Genomic DNA, 17,581 nt, shown 5'->3' with positions numbered 1-17,581 from the left:
ACTATTATTCTACGCAAGAAAGTGGCCTGGGCCAGAGATGGCGCATTTGCGCAAAGCGCGGTCGCGGGTGTTTCGTGGTTTGCGGGTAGGGTAGCGCCGCCTCCGGGGAGAAGGCGGCCGGGAATGTCGCTTTAACGCTCTTCCAGCGAATACGGCAGCGGCTCAATGCTCAGGCTACCGGCATCGTCGCGCACGCGGAACACGCTGTCCGGCTCCATATCGTTATTCATTACCACCTGCACCAGCAGACGGCCGTCGTCCAGCTGTACGGCAGCTAAAACGGTGCCGGTACGGCGCCAGTTTTCACCCATTTTCAGCTCCAGGTCTTCCCCGGCTTCAGGCACGCGGCTGGCCGTTCCCGCCAGATACCACAGGGCGCGCTTGTTGGCGCCGCGGAATTTAGCGCGGGCTACCATTTCCTGGCCGGTGTAGCAGCCTTTTTTGAAGCTGATGCCGCCCAGCGCCTGCAGGTTGGTGGCTTGCGGAATAAACTGCGCGCTGTTGGCGCTGTCGATAACCGGCAGACCGGCTTCGATATTCAGCGCCAGCCACTGCTGGCTATTGTTGAGCTGCGCTTCGCCGCGCAGGGTATCGGTGATGCGGGTGGCGGTTGCCACATCGGTCACCAGCAGGAAGCGCTCGGCCGGATGCTCAAACCACAGCACGCTGGTAGCGCCTTCGCTGACCACCTGTTTCTCGGCGTTCGGCAGCTGACTAAACAGCGGCGACAGCGCAGCGCGCGCCTGGAAACCGGCAACGCCCAGCAGCACGGATTCATCATCGGCGGCGATGGTCACCTTAGAGAACACCGCGTATTTTTTCAGTTCGGTCAGCTGCGCATCGCGCAGGCTGCGGCGCTCAATCCACGCAAAACCCTCGTTGCGGCGGAAAACGCGAAGATTGCTCCACATCTTGCCCTTGGCGTCACAATGCGCGGCAAGCAGATGCTGCTCGTCGGTCAGGTGGCTGACGTCGGCGGTAATCTGCCCCTGCAGATATTTTTCGCCATCCGGACCGGTAATCGTCGCCAGCGCCCAGTCGTCCAGCGTCATCAGCGTTAACGGCAGACGAGCGGAAGAGGAAGGCTGACGCGGAGGAAAAGGTGTAAAAGCCATAGTCATATCCTGAATAGCTTAACGCAGAGTGTGTGACTAATGGTAAAAGAGCTATGGTGCAATGCAAGCGCTTTTGACAGGCCATTCGTGCCCTAAAAAACCGGGAGCCAAAACGAGCGAAATAATCAATAACCTGATTATTTTAAGGATTTCATGGAATAGCGCTCGCGAATCTTGATATTCCAGTGAAGTCAGCGCCGAAAACGGGTTAAACTAAGAGATATTTATAAGTAGGAAGTAAAACATGGACATTAACAATAAAGCCCGCATCCACTGGGCATGTCGTCGAGGTATGCGTGAACTCGATATCTCCATCATGCCGTTTTTCGAGCATGAGTACGACACGCTAAGCGATGGCGATAAGGCGTTATTCATCCGCCTGCTGGAAAATGACGATCCGGATCTGTTCAACTGGTTGATGAATCATGGCGAGCCGGCTGATGCTGAACTGCAGCGGATGGTAAAATTAATTCAGACTCGGAATCGGGAACGTGGTCCTGTGGCAATCTGATTTACGCATCTCGTGGCGCGCGCAGTGGTTCTCACTGCTGATGCACGGCGTGGTGGCGGCGCTGGTGCTGGTATTGCCCTGGCCGCTGAGCTATACCCCGCTGTGGCTGATATTGCTGTCGCTGGTAGTGTTCGACTGCGTACGCAGCCAGCGGCGGATCCACGCCCGTCAGGGTGAAATAAAGCTGCTGATCGACTCGCGTCTGCGCTGGCAAAAGGCGGAGTGGGATATCATCGGCACGCCGTGGGTAATCAACAGCGGCATGCTGCTGCGCCTGCGGAATACGGAAAACCAACGTACCCAGCATTTGTGGGTCGCGGCGGATAGCATGGACGCGGGAGAATGGCGCGACCTGCGTCGGCTAGTGTTACAGAAACCGACGCAAGAGTAGGCAAGGGCTCAGGAGAACTGCTCAGCCATTTCACCGAGGATTTGCTCGCACCAGTTCTGAATGCGCTCATCGCTCAGGTCGTACTGGTTCGTTTCATCAAGCGCCAGGCCAACGAACAGCTGGCCGTCGGCGATGACCGGTTTCGGGCTGGTGAATTCATAGCCTTCGGTAGGCCAGTAGCCAATGAACTTAACCCCTTTGGTCGCCAGCTTATCGTGCAGCATACCGAGCGCGTCGAGGAACCATTCGCCGTAGCCGATCTGGTCGCCCATGCCGTACAGCGCGACGATTTTATCCTGCAGATCCAGCGTATCAAGCTGCTGCCAGACGGCCTCCCAATCCTCCTGGATCTCGCCGAAATCCCAGGTCGGAATGCCGAGGATCAGCACGTCATACTGCGTCATCAGGGTAGGGGAATCATCTTTCAGGTTGTGCAGCGTGACCAGTTCAGGGCCGATAATATCGCGGATTTTTTCTGCCGCCATTTCGGTGTAGCAGGTGCTGGAACCGTAAAAAAGACCTATGTTCATCGCGGAAACGTCTCAATTCTTGCTGTGACTTTGCGCTTAGTGTACCAGAAAGGCCGCGCCCGCCTGCAACTCGAATTATTTAGGGTATAATGGCGCCGTTTTAATAAGCAAAGAGGCCGGAGTGGAACAGGATCTCGCACGAATCGAGCAGTTTCTTGATGCCTTATGGCTGGAGCGTAATCTGGCTGAAAACACGCTAAGCGCCTATCGCCGGGACCTGACGATGGTGGTCGAATGGCTGCATCATCGTGGCCTGTCGCTTGCCAGCGTCAGCGGCGAAGATCTCCAGTCGCTGCTGGCGGAGCGGCAAACCGGTGGCTACAAGGCCACCAGCACCGCGCGCCTGCTAAGCGCCGTGCGCCGCTTCTTCCAGCATCTTTACCGGGAGAAAATTCGCCCGGACGATCCCAGCGCGCTGCTGGCCTCACCAAAGCTGCCGCAGCGGTTGCCGAAGGATCTGAGCGAGGCGCAGGTGGAGCGACTGCTCCAGGCGCCGCTGGTTGAACAGCCGCTGGAGCTGCGCGATAAAGCGATGCTGGAAGTGCTGTACGCCACCGGTCTGCGCGTTTCCGAGCTGGTGGGCCTGACCATGAGCGACATTAGCCTGCGCCAGGGCGTGCTGCGCGTGATTGGTAAAGGAAATAAAGAACGTCTGGTACCGTTAGGCGAAGAGGCGGTGCTGTGGGTTGAGAACTACCTTGAATACGGCCGTCCCTGGCTGCTGAACGGCGTGGCGTCCGATGTGCTTTTCCCCAGCCAGCGCGCGCAGCAGATGACGCGCCAGACTTTCTGGCATCGAATTAAGCATTATGCCGTACTGGCGGGGATTGATAGCGAAAAGCTCTCCCCGCACGTGTTACGCCATGCGTTTGCTACGCATTTACTTAACCATGGCGCTGACTTACGCGTGGTGCAGATGCTGTTAGGACACAGCGATCTCTCCACGACGCAGATCTACACCCACGTGGCGACCGAGCGTCTGCGACAACTCCATCAACAGCATCACCCGCGTGCGTGAGTGCTGAAAAAAAGGACTGAGTATGAAAAAAGGTTTACTGATGTTCACTCTGCTGGCGACCACCTTATCTGGTGCGGCGCATGCGGATAGCGCGGCGATTAAGCAACTGCTGGCGAAGCTGGGCGTGCAGAGTTCGGACGTGCAACCTTCGCCGATCAAAGGCATCAGCACCGCATTGACGGACAGCGGCGTGATATACGTTACCGATGACGGTAAGCACATTATCCAGGGGCCGATGTACGACGTCAGCGGCGCGCGGCCGGTAAACGTCACCAATACGCTGCTGGTCGGTAAGCTGAACGCGCTGGAAAAAGAGATGATCGTCTATAAGGCGCCGCAGGAAAAACACGTCATCACCGTCTTCACCGATATTACCTGCGGCTATTGCCATAAACTGCACGAACAGATGAGCGACTACAACGCGCTGGGGATTACCGTGCGCTATCTGGCCTTCCCGCGCCAGGGGCTGCAAAGCGAAGCCGAACAGAACATGAAGGCTATCTGGTGCGCCAAGGATCGCAACAAAGCCCTGGATAACGCGATGAGTGGCAAAGGCGTACAGCCGGCCAGCTGCGATGTTGATATCGCTAAGCACTACACTCTCGGCGTTCAGCTTGGCGTTAACGGCACGCCGGCGATGGTGCTGAGCGACGGCACGCTGATGCCCGGCTATCGCGATCCTAAAGACCTGAAAGCGCTCCTTGATGAGCATCAAAAACAGACAAGCGGTAACTGATTCGCGTGAAACAACAGATACAACTACGCCGCCGTGAGGCGGTTGACGGCGTCGATTTACCTGCCGATCTCCCGCCGCTGTTGCAGCGGCTGTACGCCAGCCGCGGCGTGCGCAGCGCGCAGGAGCTGGAGCGCGGGGTGAAAGGCATGCTGCCGTGGTCGCAGCTGACCGGCGTCGAAAAAGCAGTAGAGATACTTTATGGCGCATTTAAGCAGGGGCTGCACATCGTGGTGGTCGGCGACTTTGACGCCGACGGCGCCACCAGCACCGCGCTGAGCGTGCTGGCCCTGCGCGCGCTGGGGTATAGCAACGTTTCGTACCTGGTGCCAAACCGTTTTGAGGATGGCTACGGCCTGAGTCCAGAAGTGGTGGATCAGGCTCACGCCCGCGGCGCGCAGCTGATTATGACCGTGGATAACGGCATTTCTTCGCACGCTGGCGTCGATCATGCACACGCGCTGGGTATTCCGGTGCTGGTGACCGATCACCACCTGCCGGGGGATTCGCTGCCCGCGGCGGAAGCGATTATTAACCCGAACCTGCGCGACTGTGAGTTCCCGTCGAAATCGCTGGCCGGGGTGGGTGTGGCTTTTTATCTGATGCTGGCGCTGCGCACTTTTCTGCGCGATAAAGGCTGGTTTGAGGAGCGCGGCATCGCGCCGCCGAATCTGGCTGATTTACTCGATCTGGTGGCGCTTGGAACCGTGGCGGACGTCGTACCGCTGGATGCCAACAACCGGATCCTGACCTGGCAGGGGCTGAGCCGCATTCGGGCGGGGAAATGCCGTCCGGGCATTAAAGCGCTGCTGGAAATCGCCAACCGCGACCCGCAAAAGCTGGCGGCAAGCGATCTCGGGTTTGCGCTCGGTCCGCGCCTGAACGCGGCTGGACGGCTGGACGATATGTCCGTCGGCGTGGCGCTGCTGCTGTGCGACAACACCGGCGAAGCGCGGGTGCTGGCCAATGAGCTGGACGCGCTGAACCAGACGCGTAAAGAGATAGAGCAGGGGATGCAGGCGGAAGCGCTGACCCTGTGTGAGAAGCTGGAGCGCAGCGGCGAGACGCTACCCGGCGGCCTGGCGATGTACCACCCGCAGTGGCACCAGGGCGTTGTCGGTATTCTGGCCTCGCGTATCAAAGAGCGTTTTCATCGCCCGGTTATCGCCTTTGCGCCTACAGGCGACGGTACGCTCAAAGGCTCCGGCCGGTCGATTCAGGGGCTGCATATGCGCGATGCGCTGGAGCGCCTGGATACCCTCTATCCGGGGCTGATTATGAAGTTTGGCGGCCATGCCATGGCGGCAGGACTATCGCTGGAAGAGGCGCGCTTTGAAGAGTTCCAGCAGCGCTTTGGCGAGCTGGTGACCGAGTGGCTCGATCCGGCGCTGCTGCAGGGCGAAGTGGTCTCCGACGGTCCGCTGGCGGCGGCAGAAATGAGCATGGAGGTCGCGCAGATGCTGCGCGACGCCGGGCCGTGGGGGCAGATGTTCCCCGAGCCGCTGTTTGACGGGCGTTTTCGTCTGCTGCAGCAGCGGCTGGTCGGCGAGCGTCATCTGAAGGTGATGGTTGAACCGGTCGGCGGCGGCCCGCTGCTGGACGGTATCGCGTTCAATGTTGATACTTCCCTTTGGCCGGATAACGGCGTTCGCGAAGTTCAGCTTGCCTATAAGCTTGATATCAACGAGTTCCGCGGCAACCGCAGCCTGCAGCTGATCATCGACCACCTCTGGCCAAATTGACAACAGTATATTAATGAGAGCGCGAATCCGGTAGAATTCCGCTCTTATCACCGCATTTTGACGAATCCATTAAAAGAAACCGACCATGTTTGAAATAAATCCGGTAAAAAACCGCATTCAGGACCTCACGGAGCGCTCGGGCGTTCTTAGGGGGTATCTTTGACTACGATGCTAAGAAAGAACGTCTCGAAGAAGTAAACGCCGAGCTGGAGCAGCCGGACGTCTGGAACGAGCCCGAGCGCGCACAGGCGCTGGGCAAAGAGCGTTCCTCGCTGGAAGCTATCGTGGATACGCTGGATCAGATGTCTCAGGGGCTGGAGGACGTTTCCGGCCTGCTGGAGCTGGCCGTTGAAGCCGACGACGAAGAGACCTTCAACGAAGCCGTCGCTGAGCTCGATGTGCTGGAAGAGAAGCTGGCGCAGCTGGAATTCCGCCGCATGTTCTCCGGTGAATACGACAGCGCCGATTGCTACCTCGATATCCAGGCCGGTTCCGGCGGTACGGAAGCGCAGGACTGGGCCAGCATGCTGACGCGCATGTATCTGCGCTGGGCAGAAGCGCGCGGCTTCAAGACCGAGATTATTGAAGAGTCTGAAGGCGAAGTGGCGGGCATTAAGTCCGTGACCATCAAGATTATCGGCGACTACGCCTACGGCTGGCTGCGTACCGAAACCGGCGTTCATCGCCTGGTGCGTAAGAGCCCGTTCGATTCCGGCGGCCGCCGCCACACCTCTTTCAGCTCCGCGTTCGTTTATCCGGAAGTGGATGACGATATTGATATCGACATTAACCCGGCGGATCTGCGCATTGACGTTTATCGCGCATCCGGCGCGGGCGGTCAGCACGTTAACCGTACGGAATCCGCGGTGCGTATTACCCACATTCCGACCGGCTTAGTGACCCAGTGCCAGAACGACCGTTCACAGCACAAGAACAAAGACCAGGCCATGAAGCAGATGAAAGCGAAGCTTTATGAGCTGGAAATGCAGAAGAAAAATGCCGAGAAGCAGGCGATGGAAGACACCAAATCCGACATCGGCTGGGGCAGCCAGATCCGTTCTTACGTGCTGGATGACTCCCGCATTAAAGATCTGCGCACCGGGGTGGAAACCCGCAACACTCAGGCGGTGCTGGACGGCAGCCTGGATCAATTTATCGAAGCAAGTTTGAAAGCAGGGTTATGAGGAACCAACATGTCTGAACAACAAGCACAGGGCGCTGACGCGGCAATTGACCTTAATAATGAACTGAAAGCCCGTCGTGAGAAGCTGGCCGCGCTGCGTGAGCAGGGTATCCCGTTCCCGAATGATTTCCGTCGTGACCACACCTCTGACCAACTGCACGCTGACTTCGATGGCAAAGAAAACGAAGAGCTGGAAGCGCTGAACGTTGAAGTCGCCGTCGCTGGCCGCATGATGACCCGTCGTATCATGGGTAAAGCCTCCTTCGTTACGCTGCAGGACGTTGGCGGCCGCATTCAGCTGTACGTTGCCCGCGACGATCTGGCGGAAGGCGTCTATAACGAGCAGTTCAAAAAATGGGACCTCGGCGATATCATCGCGGCGCGCGGTAAGCTGTTCAAAACCAAGACCGGCGAGCTCTCTATCCACTGCACCGAGCTGCGTCTGCTGACCAAAGCCCTGCGACCGCTGCCGGACAAATTCCACGGCCTGCAGGATCAGGAAGCGCGCTATCGTCAGCGCTACCTGGATCTGATCTCCAACGATGAATCGCGCAACACCTTTAAAGTGCGTTCGCAGATCCTGGCGGGCATCCGCCAGTTCATGGTCGGTCGCGGCTTTATGGAAGTCGAAACCCCGATGATGCAGGTGATCCCTGGCGGCGCATCTGCGCGTCCGTTCATCACCCATCACAACGCGCTGGATCTGGATATGTACCTGCGTATCGCGCCGGAACTGTACCTGAAGCGCCTGGTGGTTGGCGGCTTCGAGCGCGTGTTCGAGATCAACCGTAACTTCCGTAACGAAGGTATCTCCGTTCGCCATAACCCAGAGTTCACCATGATGGAACTCTATATGGCCTATGCGGACTACAAAGATCTGATTGAGCTGACCGAATCCCTGTTCCGCACCCTGGCGCAGGACGTTCTCGGCCATACTGAAGTGCCTTACGGCGATCAGACTTTCGATTTCGGCAAGCCGTTTGAAAAACTGACCATGCGCGAAGCGATCAAGAAGTACCGTCCGGAAACCGAGATGGCCGATCTGGATAACTTCGATTCTGCAAAAGCCATTGCGGAAAGCATCGGCGTTCACGTTGAGAAGAGCTGGGGTCTGGGCCGCATCGTGACCGAGATTTTCGAAGAAGTGGCGGAAGCGCATCTGATCCAGCCGACCTTCATTACCGAATATCCGGCAGAAGTCTCTCCGCTGGCGCGTCGTAACGACGAGAACCCGGAAATCACCGATCGTTTTGAATTCTTCATCGGTGGGCGTGAAATCGGTAACGGCTTTAGCGAGCTGAACGATGCGGAAGACCAGGCGCAGCGTTTCCTCGATCAGGTTAACGCGAAAGCCGCCGGTGACGACGAAGCGATGTTCTATGACGAAGACTACGTGACCGCGCTGGAGCATGGTCTGCCGCCGACTGCGGGTCTCGGTATCGGTATCGACCGTATGGTGATGCTGTTTACCAACAGCCACACCATCCGCGACGTGATCCTGTTCCCGGCGATGCGTCCGGTAAAATAAGCATTACGCGAATAAAAAAACCCAGCAGAGCTGGGTTTTTTTATGCCTGATTGCTAAAGCTGATTAATGCGTTACGCGCATTATCGTCCGCCGACTGCAGCACCATCCACGGGCTAAAAGCCCACGGCGTCGCGCGAATCCCGCTTAACACATCCGCAAGATGGCTCCATTGAAAATCCATCACTTCGTCAGGATTTATCCGTAATGCGCTGGCGACTCGTGCCGCATAGACCGGACAGACCTCGTTTTCGACAATGCCATTCGGCGCGACGGCCCGGTAACGGAACTCCGGAAAGACCGGGACGATGCGGGTAATCTCAACGCCGAGCTCAAAGCGGCAGCGGCGCTCAACGGCCTGTTCGAAGGTTTCGCCGGTTTGCGGATGCCCGCAGACTGAGTTTGTCCACACGCCTGGCCAGGCTTTTTTGCCCAGCGAGCGGCGCGTGACCAGCAGTTGGCCTTGTTCATTGAACAGCCAGCTGGAAAACGCGAGATGCAGAGGGGTATTGAGGGTGTGGGCGGCATACTTCTCCAGCATACCTGTAGGCTTATCTTGCTCGTCCAGCAAAATGACATGTTCCCCGGCCATGACAACTCCTGAAATAGAAAATGACCCGGCACAAACCCGCCGGGTCATGTACTCAGGCCACTAGGGTAGCCCATAAATGGGACAAAGGCATTACCAAAACATGTTGGCCACGGGGGAGAGTATGATATTACAGATGCGCTGCCAGGCGGCTCATGGATTAACTAGCCGTTTAACCCGAAGCATCATGAAGATCCTGGCGATGATATGTAGCCGCTTAGCCGGCCTTTAATACTTCTGTATGAAGGGTAGCGATTGGGGATTGCCCTGGGGACTGGTATGATAATCCCCCCTGGTTTTGAGGTGAATGTTTGTGTTAAGCGCAGGACGCCTGATGAGAAAACGCTTTGTTATCGCAATAATGTTGTTGAGCAGCCTGATCGTCGCGGGGTGTTCCAGCTCATCCGATTCCGGTTCCACCTATACCGTGAAGCGCGGCGACACGCTGTACGCTATTTCACGTTCCACTGGCACCAGCGTCAGGGATCTCGCCCGTCTCAATAATATTTCACCTCCCTATACCATCGAAGTTGGGCAAAAGCTGAAGCTGAACAGCGGCTCAGGGACTACGGCGAAGGCGGGGGCATCCGGCAAGAAATCGTCAGCGAAACGTACCGCAGCCGTGACGCCATCTTCGGCAGTGCCGCAGTCCTCCTGGCCACCGGTCGGGCAACGCTGCTGGCGCTGGCCAACCAGCGGTAAAGTAGTGCTGCCATACTCCACCAGCGATGGCGGCAATAAAGGTATCGATATCGCCGGTAAGCGCGGCCAGCCGGTGTATGCGGCAGGGGCGGGCAAAGTGGTGTACGTGGGCAACCAGCTGCGCGGCTACGGCAACCTGATTATGATTAAACATAATGAGGACTATATCAGCGCCTATGCGCACAACGACAAGCTGATGGTGAACAATGGCCAGAGCGTGAAGATCGGCCAGCAGATCGCCACCATGGGCAGCTCGGATGCGGATTCCGTGCGTCTGCACTTCCAGATTCGCTACCGGGCGACGGCGATCGACCCGCTGCGCTATTTGCCGCCGCAGGGCAGTAAGCCCAAGTGCTAAAAGGTTATTTTATCGGCAGTTAGCCTGGTTTGGGCTTGTCAGCGGGTGCGTAAGGTCTATAATGGCCCTCGCACCTCTTTGCTTCAAGGAGGAGGAGTAAGGCATTGCATGGTTGTCTTAAAGTAGTCTGTTGTAAAACTGATTACATCCCTGACAAGAATCCAAATGGGTGAATTTGCTTTATCGGATCCTGTCTGGGCGAGTGTAGCTCAATGGTAGAGCTTTTGGTTCCCAACCAAATGACGGGGGTTCGATTCCCCTCACTCGCTCCACTTCCTGAATAGAGTCCGCTATGGACGCCAGCCTTAATTTCTCAAAACGTATGAATGGTGCCTACAAACGTCGCTATCACTTAGTATAGGGACATCATCTGAGTATTAACCCACGATGCGTTGGTGATTGATCTGTGCTCATGCACGATTCTTGGCTGGTCGCTGTTACTACGAATTTGACCACCATTTGCTTATGCTAGAATCTCATTCAACTCTTTGAAAGTAGACTATATTCATAGAGGTCACAGGGTCAGCCTGGGCACCAGATGGACGATAGCGTCTAGTTAGACAGAGTATGCTTTCAATCGCGGACGTTTTCACTGCGAGGATGGCGATCGCAGAGGGCAATAATTAGCAAATCAGTAAGTTACCAAGGTTAAGGTCATAACACATTTATAAGAATAAACTTATTCTGCTAATTATGTGATACGCAAGTTAAAGTGAAGTCCGCCAATAGAGATAAACTACAACGTACTGATAAAACACAAGTATTATAAAAAACATACGATATGTACGTGCTTAATATCAAAAAAATTCAAATATATTAGCGAAAATAGATGAAATAAATGATTTCTCCTGAAATTAGTATAACTTGCGCCTTTTAAGTTCAAAAAGTAACCAATTGCATACGAATTGCATAACCTATTTAATCAAATTATAATAAAAAGAATATAATTGCAGGAGCGATGTGCAATGAATTACTTACTTGAGAATTTGGTTCATTACAATGAAGAGTCGCGAGCTTTAGAGAACGATAATACAGAGATAATACTTCCTGTATCGGCCGCGAGGCTATTGTCTTTATTGTTACAAAAAAATAACGAGCAGTTAAGCAGAATTGAAATTCTTGAGAAAGTTTGGGAGAAGTATGGTTTAGTGGCATCTAACCACAATCTAAACAGAAATATCTCTATATTACGGAAAACGTTACAAGAATTAGGTCTGTCAGATATCATTGAAACGATACCTAAACAAGGGTTCAGGTTGCATTGTGATTTTAAGTTAATATCCCAAGCTCAAGAAAATAATACAAAAAAAATAAAACACAAGGTGTTACGTAACACTGGCTTAAAGCTTAATTTCTTCATTTTTATATGTTTTAGTATACTCCTCATATGTCTTTACATCAAATATGATGAAAAAAGCAGTGTATTATATAAATATAAAACGATAGGGAAATGTGATGTATATGTTGATAAAAGCTTAACAAACATTAATAATGTATCCGTTTTTTTCGATACTATACTTGGTAAGAAAATCATTGAAACTTGTAAGAACATGACCCAAACGATATTTTTTGATGATAATAAAACATCTTTAAAAGATAAAACGTACTCTACGCACGTAGCTGTTTGCAAAGCAAATAAATTGAATAAAGGTAATCAATGTGAAAACTATCTCAATATTAAAAATATTTAGCGTAGCTGTTAATATTGTATTGTTGCTGGTTATTGCCTTTATTGGTTATAAGTTATTTGCCATAGATAAATATTTGCCAATGAACTGTATGTCTAGTTTTTACATCAATCAGGGAGAAAAAAACGTTATCACAGGTAATGTTAAAATTGTTTTTCATATAACAGAAAAAGGACATGTGGTTGTTAATGAATATGGTACTCTCGAGAATGAAGGGAAGGAATATATTGTTGACCGTTCAGGTGATATGACTATCACCAAAAATACGGAAAATGGTTTTCATAAAGTAGTTAAAGGGCGTTTTACAGCCAACAAGCAGGATACAACTCCGCCAGAATTGACGGAGAAACTTACTTCAAGTCAGTCTGTATTTTTTTATAAAATTCAGAAAATAGATGAAGTCACATGGCGTATTAGCGATCTGCAACGTACTATTTTCATGTGTCGCAGATGATCTATTTTATTCACCAGTGAATTAATAATGTTAGCTCATGGTTTTTATAAAGGTGTATGCAATTTTTATACTGTCGTATGTTCTTTTTAATCAATGATAGCGACAGTAAGCCGTATTGATTTAATAATCGACATTGAATACTGGTAATCAGTGATAAAGCAAGTTAACTATTTTTTCTTTTATAGCTATTCGATAACTGCTTTTAACTCCTGTAAAAATCTGGGCATGAAAATATAGCTATCAACAGGAATATATCTTCTTGTCCCTCACTCTCTTTTGACGTAATGCTGCGCTAACCATTTATGTGGTTATTCAATGTGGCAATCGAACTGGCATTTCTTTCTCCTTCTTCTGTTTGTATTGTTTATATCCGAATAGGTAACATACATCTTCCTGCCCTGATGAAGTATCCCTTTTTAACTCCTGATTTATTCATAAACAGTTTATGCAAAATATTTATCAGGAAAAAGCAAACTCTATCCCTGCCTGAATTATATCAAAGCATGTTGTTTCTTTAACTACATGGCAATACTGGCACAAGTAAAAAATTATAGGGATTACATTTGATCGTAAATCTAGTGAAATACCTTCTTTCTGGTTTTTCTGAGCTGAATAAAAAATGGCAATAACTATTTCCAGTGAGGGATGGTTAAAAAATTTTCCTGTAGAGGGCATAAATATCTATAATTTTAATCGATTTTACAGTTGTCAGGTTTATGAATTGTCTTTGTAAAAGCGTGTGAAAATTGAACAAAAAAATGTGAGCTTTACGTGAAGTTATAAAAAATCTTACCAATGCACCTATTTTCACACCAGCTAAAGGCAGTCAGTTGTATAATCCTTTCTTAATTAAAGCTATCTTGGTAGCGTGAAAAACTAGATTTTATTTGATTATTGGAGTTATGTGCTGATTCGTTATGATTGTCTATGATGTTTTTATAATTTATTACAGGTTTTAGAATAATAATTTGTATATTCAGTATGACTTTTTGCTCTATTGCCTTGCCTGACAAATAGCGTAACAATTGTTGCCATGTTCAGGTATGTTCAATTGGATGAGATCACCAGCGTTGGTACCAGATGGAATTATAAGTTATATGTTTTGCGATGGAATAGATTAAAAGCCTGGGGCTATACAAAGTAGGAACATTTTCTAACAAGGATTCGGATGTGCGTGCCTTAATATTAGATCCAAATGTCATTAGTCAAAATTACTTACGATCTCAGACGGAAAATGCTGGGTTTGTTGTGGATGTTTGTTCGAGCTTAAAAGAAGCATGGCTGTTCATGATATCGAATAAACCAGATGTTATGGTAATGACTACGACTCCTCGTGATTCCGAAAGTGTCCAGGCTATTCGGCGTTGGCGAAAAATGGGAGAAAATATTAGGATCTTAATAATCAGCAATGAAGAAAACCTGCAGCATAAAGTGCGTGCTTTAAATGGAGGCGCTGATGATTATATTGTCAAACCATTCAGGATAGAAGAACTCATTGTTCGCTTACAAACACTTATTCGTAGGTCTTGTCTGGAACCGACAAAAAAAATGGCTGCAGGTAAGATTGAGCTTAACATTGGAAGTAGAGCATTGTTTATTGCAGATGAAAAAATAAAACTCACCAACTATGAGTTTGAGATAATGAGACTGCTTATTAAAAAAAGTGGCAAGCTCATCAGTAAATATGAAATTATGAAGCATTTGCATGATGATATATTTAATCAAAACAATAATACTGTAGAAGTACTCATTGGGCGGTTGCGAAAAAAAATCGCACCTTATAAATGTGCCAGAATTGAAAATAAAAGAGGTGATGGATATTATCTGGATGCAAAAAATTTTATTGACCATTAAATATAAAAGCATTCTTGCTTGTACCAGGTAGATGTGGAAATACCATCCTCATAAATTATAGTGAGAGTTGCAGTATAGATTAAATCTAATGCCGAAGTTTTAAAAATAACAATACATTCAGCGTGTATAGCAAACCATAGCCGTGTGGCCACAAATTCATGACCATTTTTATTATGGCCATATTTGATGATATCAGTAATGTGATAGCAAAATTGCTTACTGAATAAAAAGCAGTGATAAGTATTAAACTATGTATGTCAGGGAGCGACCACAGTGGCGGTTCCTGTTAATTAAAGATGAATTACGTTGTCAATAACAGGAGAGGTTATGTTTTTGAAATTAATTTTAGTGTCTGTTGGTTCCTTATTTTTAGTGAGCTGCAGTGGAAATCCTGTGGGCTCGGCTGATAATATTAATATGGCTTTGACGGGGCAGCCCATGTCTGTTACCCAGGGTACCGTCACCAGAGTAAGAAATATTACAATCCAGAATGACAGTGATAATAATATTGCCGGTGCGGCAGCAGGTGGGGTATTAGGTGGCGTAGCAGGTAATGCTATAGGTGGTGGAAGTGGCAGACGCATCGCTACGGCAGGCGGTGCCGTTGCCGGTGCTTTGACCGGGCAAGCGATTCAGCGCAATAGATCTCAAATAAATGCTGTGGAGCTTTTCATCCGACCAGTGCATGGTAATGAATTTGTCATTGTTCAACCGATGGGAGAAACGCCTTTTTTTGTCGGGCAGCAGGTTAATATTACGTCACTAAGGGGGCAGGTTACCATTACTCCTGTCGCTCAATTGTAGAATTATTCTCATTGTATGTTCTTTGAATAATATTGCTGTCTGGGGGAGACAGGATTAATTAAGCTGTTTTTTAATTAACTCATTTCCCATTTTATGCCGATTGCTTATGGAGGGTTTCTTTAATGAATTTACATTCAATGACATTCTCGGATATTGTTATGTCATTTTTTACGATTTTGTTCTTTTTTGCTTATTTAATGTTAATTTTTCAGATTCTGACGGATCTTTTTCGTGATGATGACTTGCATATTTCTTTTAAAGTAGTTTGGATCGTTTTATTACTCTTCATCCCTGTCATTTGCTCAATTATTTATCTATTGGTTAGGGGGAAGGGAATGGCGGAAAGACAGCGATATCATCACCATAAACATTCTTACTCAGGGTACCCCAGTGTAAGGAAGAGTATTACTGAACAAATAATTGAAGCTCATGAGCTTAAGGTCTCAGGCATTATCACTGAACGTGAGTATGCAGAAATAAAGGAAAAGCTTCTGCGGTAGTATGTTTTATTTTCTACATAGCTGAATAACGTCAGCCATGCGATACAGTATTTATTTGTTAAGCAAGGATATGCATAGCTATTTTTTTTTAGCAGAGCACTGCTATCATGATTGATAGCATAAATTTTGTTTAAATGACTAATGAGTACTGTACAACTCAATTTGCCCAAAGTGGGGTGGTTTTTTTTTAATTTTTGTCAGTTTTTTTGATGAGATGCTAAATCAACCCTTTTCTAAAAGGATAATGGTATTTCCTTTAGGGCGTTATTTTACTTTTTAACAAAATAACCCTTAAAAAGAAATGTAATCATGGTTTTTTTATTATTAAGTATTTGAATTTCACTTGTTGGTAGTGAAAAGCTCTGAATTTGACTTTTTTGTGGCCTGACTTCAGCGCAAAATTCATTATTTCGCAAGAATATTCTTAAGTGCATGGGGGGGATTCCTAATTTTTGTGTATATCAGGTAGGTTTAATCATCCCTGAGTTAAGATTTTTCTTCTTTTTTAGAGTTTATTAATTCAAAAAAATCAAGTTGTAAAATTTATATCTGAATATATTATGTAGGAAAGTTCCTGGTGATTATTAGGATATTTCAAGGAGGGGTATGAAGCATGGGAATGTACTGTGTCAGAGTTGTAGTGTTAAATGCCAAATCCTTCCTGAACAAGAGTTTAGCGCCTCTCAGTGTCTTAATCCTAAGGTTTGTATCTGGCCGGGAGTAAATGTTTTTTTTGAGGCGGGGGTGAGGTTTCTGGTTAATTCAATAAGTATTATCACCTCTTCTGAAGGTTTTATTTTTGTGGATTTTTCCTGGCGGAACATTCATTTCTTTATGAATGACGAGTGGGTTGAATACCTTGCCAGTACGAATATGAAGATAATATTGTTGGCAGATGTAAAAATGGCAGCGCTGGCCAATTATTACAAACAAACTGAAAAGAGAGTAACAGAGGTACTCTACCTCTCTGAAGGTTTAGGGGCGACCTTAATTAACTTCAGGAAAGTGTTTATTGGATTACCTTTGTTTCGTCGGTCTGGCAGAGCATTAACAAAAAAAGAAAGGCAAGTTCTCTATTTAACGCTAAAGCATAAAGGCGTGGCTGATATTTCCACGGAAATGTCACTCGATGTCAAGGCTGTTTATAATATCAGGCAAAGAATTGAGAGTAAGATAGGAATGAAAATAAGGAGGTTTGCATAATATCAGAGTGCTGTGCCATCACCAGGCAGGCTGAAATATAGCGTTTATAATATCGTTGCTATTAATAATGTACGTGGAGAATTTATTTATGAATAAAAAGATCATAGCCCTGAGTGTTTTTGTCGGTTTGTCATCCGCTGTTTCAGCTTTTGCTGCATCTGATAACACTATTACTTTCCAGGGCGAAGTCACTGACCAGACCTGCGCGGTGACCATCAACGGAAACGCGGTATCACCGGTGGTTTTATTACCGACGGTGAGTATTTCCGATTTCGCAAGTTCGACAACTGCTGGCGCCACAAATTTTGAAGTCGGTGTCAGTGGCTGCGCGGTTGAAACGACCGATCGGGAAATTTCTACCGTTTTTGTAGGTAATCAGGTGACTACCTCTGGCAATCTGGGAAATACCGGTAGTGCAGGTGATGTGGAAATCCAGATCCTCGACACTACGGGAACGGTTATTGATTTTACCAGCTATTTCACTGGTGATGCTGACCTGACGTTAACCGCAGGTGAAACATCGGCAAGTGCTAATTATACCGCTCAGTACTATTCAGCTGGTACGCCAACAGCGGGTGATGTTACTGCTTCATTACAGTATGCCGTGACCTACCTGTAAAACTATGGCCGGAATTTTTTCCGGCCATTTTTACCGGGCCAGGCTGTGTACTGGCTTTATTA

General features: G+C 49.0%; 17 protein-coding genes and 1 tRNA gene. 15 read left to right on the top strand and 3 right to left on the bottom strand.

What is annotated here, in order from left to right:
* Positions 1–131: 131 nt before the first annotated feature.
* Positions 132–1,115, bottom strand: coding sequence for a tRNA-modifying protein YgfZ (gene ygfZ / locus KCG39_RS14170; protein ID WP_004124956.1), 984 nt, complete (start codon positions 1,113–1,115; stop codon positions 132–134).
* Between the two features lie 244 nt (positions 1,116–1,359).
* On the opposite strand from ygfZ, the gene sdhE reads away from it, so the two are divergent.
* Both sdhE and KCG39_RS14160 read left to right on the top strand, forming a co-directional pair.
* On the top strand, positions 1,360–1,626 hold the full coding sequence (gene sdhE / locus KCG39_RS14165; RefSeq protein WP_004124953.1) for an FAD assembly factor SdhE: 267 nt from the start codon (positions 1,360–1,362) through the stop codon (positions 1,624–1,626).
* On the top strand, positions 1,607–2,017 hold the full coding sequence (locus KCG39_RS14160) for a protein YgfX (protein ID WP_004124948.1): 411 nt from the start codon (positions 1,607–1,609) through the stop codon (positions 2,015–2,017). The genes sdhE and KCG39_RS14160 overlap by 20 nt, the downstream gene beginning before the upstream one ends.
* A gap of 8 nt (positions 2,018–2,025) precedes the next feature.
* Here KCG39_RS14160 and fldB read toward each other — a convergent pair whose 3' ends face one another.
* Complete coding sequence (gene fldB / locus KCG39_RS14155; RefSeq protein WP_004124946.1) at positions 2,026–2,547, bottom strand: flavodoxin FldB; 522 nt, start codon at positions 2,545–2,547, stop codon at positions 2,026–2,028.
* Between the two features lie 121 nt (positions 2,548–2,668).
* On the opposite strand from fldB, the gene xerD reads away from it, so the two are divergent.
* From xerD to lysS, 5 genes are all read left to right on the top strand, one after another.
* Complete coding sequence (xerD, locus tag KCG39_RS14150; protein ID WP_004124942.1) at positions 2,669–3,565, top strand: site-specific tyrosine recombinase XerD; 897 nt, start codon at positions 2,669–2,671, stop codon at positions 3,563–3,565.
* 22 nt (positions 3,566–3,587) lie between these two features.
* The gene (gene dsbC / locus KCG39_RS14145; protein ID WP_049115165.1) at positions 3,588–4,301 is read left to right on the top strand and encodes a bifunctional protein-disulfide isomerase/oxidoreductase DsbC; all 714 of its coding nucleotides are present in this window, start codon (positions 3,588–3,590) and stop codon (positions 4,299–4,301) included.
* Positions 4,302–4,306: 5 nt separating this feature from the next.
* On the top strand, positions 4,307–6,040 hold the full coding sequence (recJ, locus tag KCG39_RS14140; RefSeq protein WP_004124937.1) for a single-stranded-DNA-specific exonuclease RecJ: 1,734 nt from the start codon (positions 4,307–4,309) through the stop codon (positions 6,038–6,040).
* 85 nt (positions 6,041–6,125) lie between these two features.
* Positions 6,126–7,224, top strand: a protein-coding gene (gene prfB / locus KCG39_RS14135; protein ID WP_098066859.1) for a peptide chain release factor 2 whose coding sequence is annotated in 2 segments (ribosomal slippage) — positions 6,126–6,200 and positions 6,202–7,224 — 1,098 coding nt in all. Because the reading frame shifts where the segments join, the coding sequence is not laid out codon by codon here.
* A 9-nt stretch (positions 7,225–7,233) separates the two neighbouring features.
* A complete protein-coding gene (gene lysS, locus KCG39_RS14130; protein ID WP_004124930.1) occupies positions 7,234–8,751 on the top strand; it encodes a lysine--tRNA ligase in 1,518 nt (505 codons plus the stop codon).
* 40 nt (positions 8,752–8,791) lie between these two features.
* On the opposite strand, the gene idi is transcribed toward lysS, so the two are convergent.
* Entirely contained in the window at positions 8,792–9,340 is a 549-nt protein-coding gene (gene idi / locus KCG39_RS14125; RefSeq protein WP_004124926.1) for an isopentenyl-diphosphate Delta-isomerase, read from the bottom strand.
* 331 nt (positions 9,341–9,671) lie between these two features.
* Here idi and actS point away from each other — a divergent pair, with 331 nt between their 5' ends.
* The 8 genes from actS (at position 9,672) to KCG39_RS14085 (ending at position 17,519) form a co-directional block, all read left to right on the top strand.
* Entirely contained in the window at positions 9,672–10,397 is a 726-nt protein-coding gene (gene actS, locus KCG39_RS14120; RefSeq protein ID WP_004124922.1) for an amidase activator ActS, read from the top strand.
* Positions 10,398–10,595: 198 nt separating this feature from the next.
* Positions 10,596–10,669, top strand: a tRNA-Gly gene (locus KCG39_RS14115).
* A 693-nt stretch (positions 10,670–11,362) separates the two neighbouring features.
* A complete protein-coding gene (locus KCG39_RS14110) occupies positions 11,363–12,088 on the top strand; it encodes a winged helix-turn-helix domain-containing protein (protein ID WP_049113068.1) in 726 nt (241 codons plus the stop codon).
* The gene (locus KCG39_RS14105; protein ID WP_142446962.1) at positions 12,057–12,539 is read left to right on the top strand and encodes a hypothetical protein; all 483 of its coding nucleotides are present in this window, start codon (positions 12,057–12,059) and stop codon (positions 12,537–12,539) included. Before KCG39_RS14110 ends, KCG39_RS14105 begins: the two co-directional genes overlap by 32 nt.
* A 1,170-nt stretch (positions 12,540–13,709) precedes the next feature.
* Positions 13,710–14,393, top strand: coding sequence for a winged helix-turn-helix domain-containing protein (locus tag KCG39_RS14100; protein ID WP_032751173.1), 684 nt, complete (start codon positions 13,710–13,712; stop codon positions 14,391–14,393).
* A gap of 327 nt (positions 14,394–14,720) precedes the next feature.
* A complete protein-coding gene (locus KCG39_RS14095) occupies positions 14,721–15,197 on the top strand; it encodes a glycine zipper 2TM domain-containing protein (RefSeq protein ID WP_142468413.1) in 477 nt (158 codons plus the stop codon).
* Positions 15,198–16,303: 1,106 nt separating this feature from the next.
* A complete protein-coding gene (locus KCG39_RS14090; protein WP_004124890.1) occupies positions 16,304–16,900 on the top strand; it encodes a helix-turn-helix transcriptional regulator in 597 nt (198 codons plus the stop codon).
* 88 nt (positions 16,901–16,988) lie between these two features.
* On the top strand, positions 16,989–17,519 hold the full coding sequence (locus KCG39_RS14085) for a fimbrial protein (protein WP_004124888.1): 531 nt from the start codon (positions 16,989–16,991) through the stop codon (positions 17,517–17,519).
* The last annotated feature ends 62 nt before the right edge of the window (positions 17,520–17,581 follow it).

Origin of the sequence: Klebsiella pasteurii, assembly GCF_018139045.1 — a bacterium.
Taxonomy (GTDB): Bacteria; Pseudomonadota; Gammaproteobacteria; order Enterobacterales; family Enterobacteriaceae; genus Klebsiella; species Klebsiella grimontii.
This window is presented reverse-complemented; position numbering and strand designations above follow the sequence as displayed.